The organism is Kribbella sp., assembly GCF_035687465.1.
GTDB lineage: Bacteria > Actinomycetota > Actinomycetes > Propionibacteriales > Kribbellaceae > Kribbella.
This window is the reverse complement of sequence record NZ_DASRXP010000391.1, coordinates 1-2820: the sequence shown is the minus strand read 5'-3', so window position 1 is coordinate 2820 and position 2820 is coordinate 1. Positions and strand designations below refer to the sequence as shown.

At 66.6% G+C, this 2820-nt stretch carries 3 protein-coding genes; all 3 read right to left on the bottom strand.

Annotated elements, in window-relative coordinates; genetic code table 11:
• A partial coding sequence (locus tag VFG33_RS20570; protein WP_325054536.1) for a hypothetical protein occupies nt 1–948 on the bottom strand: 948 nt, incomplete at its 3' end.
• Complete coding sequence (locus VFG33_RS20565) at nt 948–2168, bottom strand: enolase C-terminal domain-like protein (protein WP_325054535.1); 1221 nt, start codon at nt 2166–2168, stop codon at nt 948–950. The genes VFG33_RS20570 and VFG33_RS20565, both read right to left, overlap by 1 nt.
• A gap of 2 nt (nt 2169–2170) precedes the next feature.
• Nucleotides 2171–2820 (bottom strand): carbohydrate ABC transporter permease (locus VFG33_RS20560; RefSeq protein ID WP_325054534.1); only part of this gene is annotated, 650 nt, incomplete at its 5' end.

Here is a 2820-nt window from a genome sequence, read left to right as displayed (position 1 = left end):
GATATAGGCACCGATTCGGGAAGCACCAAGCCGGCGAAGGTCATCGACGCGCTGGACTCCCGCATCCGTCAATTCCCAAGCAGGCACGATCAAGCTGTGGATGCCCTCGGCAACCGAATCCACTGCGGCAGCAGGACCCGTGGCCCACGGATCGGTTGCCGTGTGCATCGAGATCTCCCGTACTCCGGCCGCCCGCGCCTCGGCGACCACCGCTTCCCGCAGCGCCTGTGCTGCCCGGCGGCGAACCTCGAGAACCACCTTCGCCTCGGGCCCGAGCGCCTCGTCGATCGACGCAGAGCCAAGGCCCAATCGAGCCCGCTCAGCGAGTTGTGGAACATCGAGACCGGCGGCGGCGTACGACGCAGTACAGGCGGTGCAGAAGCAGATCGAGAGGAGAGCCTGGTCGACAGCGGACCAGTCGGCACCCGCCGTCTTCTCGTGCGTCGACTGGTGGCCGAGGCCGAGAGGTCCGCAGGCTTCGAGCACCATCGACTCGACGCCGGTCTGCCTGGCGATCTCGCCGACGAGGATGTGCGCGTAGGCGAGGACATCGTCCGACGACGGGCACAACGCATAGTCATAGATGTCACCGAAGGCGTTGCGCACGCAGACCGAGGGATCGAGTCTGCCGAGCGCCGAACTGTGCGTCAGCACAACCCACGCCTTCACTGGCAGCGAGAGCTGAGCGGCCGCGCGGTTGAACGAGTCCTCCCCCGCCCAGGCCGCGGCGCTCGACGGCATCAACGCCCCCCACGCCGCCGGCCGCACCGGCACGTACACCGCACTCGTTGCCTCGACCACCCGATGATCGGGATGCCTCGGGGTGGCGGCCCGGACGGAGTGATACGCGGCCGCCATCACGATCGACGTCGCGCCCAGGGACGCCAGCAAGTCCGGCGCCGCCGGGTCCCCGTTCACATCCCACGGATACGCATAGACGGACGTCATCAGAACCTCGGCAAGGTCGGGTCGTACTCCGGCTCGACCAGTCGCATGTACGCCGTATCGGCGCGGGTGGTCCGTCCCGAGTCGACGTACCGCCGGTGCAGTTCCGCCAGTTTCGCCTGGTCCAGCTCGACCCCGAGCCCGGGCCCGGCGGGCACCCGCAGTGCGCCGCCGACGAACTCCAGCGGCGTCGACACCACGTCGTCCGCACGGTTCCAGGGGTAGTGGGTGTCGCAGGCATAGGCCAGGTTGGGGGTCGCCGCGGCCACGTGCGTCATCGCGGCGAGCGAGATGCCGAGATGGGAGTTGGAGTGCATCGACATCCCCAGCCCGAAGGTGTCGCAGATCGCGCCGAGCTCGCGGGTGTGCCGGAGTCCGCCCCAGTAGTGGTGGTCGGACAGCACAATCTGTACGGCGTCGAGCCGAACCGCCTCCGGCACCGTCTCCGGACTGATCACACACATATTGGTTGCCAACGGCATCGACGCAGCGGCAGCCACCTCAGCCATCGCCGCCGTGGTCAAGACCGGATCCTCCAAATACTCCAGTACGCCGTCCAACTCCCGGGCGACCCACTTGGCGGTAGCAACCGACCAGGCCCCATTCGGATCAATCCGCAACGGCATCCCAGGAAATGCGTCGGCAAGCGCCCGAATCGCAGCAACCTCCTGCTCAGGCGGAAACACCCCGCCCTTCAACTTCAACGACCCAAACCCAAACAACTCCACCATCCGCTGAGCCTGCCCAACAATCCCACCAGGATCCAGCGCCGCCCCCCACTCGTCCGCCACTGCGGAAGGGTGGCCGGCCCACTTGTAGAACAAGTAGCCGCTGTAGGGGATCCAGGAGCGGAGGGGGCCGCCGAGGAGGTCTACTACTGGGATGCCGAGGAGTTTGCCCTGGGCATCGAGGCAGGCGACCTCCAGGATCGAGAAGACGCTGCGCTTCTGCACCGGGGTGACGTCCGCGCCGAGGACCGAGAAAACGATCGACTCGATCAGGCCGGTCTCGAAGACGCTGCGCCCGATGATCGCAGTACGGACCTTCTCCAGCCGGTCGAGCACATCGCTTTCCCCGGAGCCTTCGCCTAGGCCCACGACACCACCGTCCATGACCAGCTGGACGATGGTGCGCAGTGCCAGCGGCTCGTGCACGCCCGTGGAGTTCAGCAGCGGCGGATCGGCGAACGCGATCGGCGTCACCACCAGATCGGTGATCTTCATCGTCAGCCCTTCATCGCGCCGGAGGTGATACCGCGGATCATCGACTTCTGCATCAGCAGGTAGACGATCAGGCTCGGCAGCAGCGCGATCAACGCGCCCGCCAGCAGGACGCCGGGACCGACGTCGGCGTCCGTCCGCAGGAACGCCAGCGCCACCGTCAGGGTGTAGTCGCTCGGATCGTTCGCGGCGATCAGCGGCAGCAGGTACTGGTTCCAGATCATCATGAACCCGAAGATGGTGATCACGCCGAGCACCGGCTTGCACAGCGGCAGCACGATCGTCCACAGCATCCTGATCTCGCCGACCCCGTCGATCCGGGCCGCCTCCTCGATCTCGCGGGGGATCTCCTTCATGAACTCCGACATCACCAGGATCGAGAACCCCCAGATCGCGACCGGAAGGATCACGCCGAGCACGCTGCCCTTCAGGCTGATGCCGAGGATCGGCAGGTCCGCGATCACCTGCGAGAGCGGGATCGCGATCACCTCCTCCGGCAGCATCATCGTCAGCAGGAAGAGCAGCAGCACGACCAGTTGGCCGCGGAACCGCTGCCGCGACAATGCGTAGGCCGCCAGCACCGAGAGGGCGACCTGCAGCAGCAACCCGCCGCCGACGATCACCAGCGAGTTGAGGAAGTACGACCAGATCCCCT

What these genes read in the sequence shown, in the direction of transcription:
- VFG33_RS20565 (WP_325054535.1), bottom strand. Translation starts at nt 2,168, where the DNA reads ATGAAGATCACCGATCTGGTGGTGACGCCGATCGCGTTCGCCGATCCG.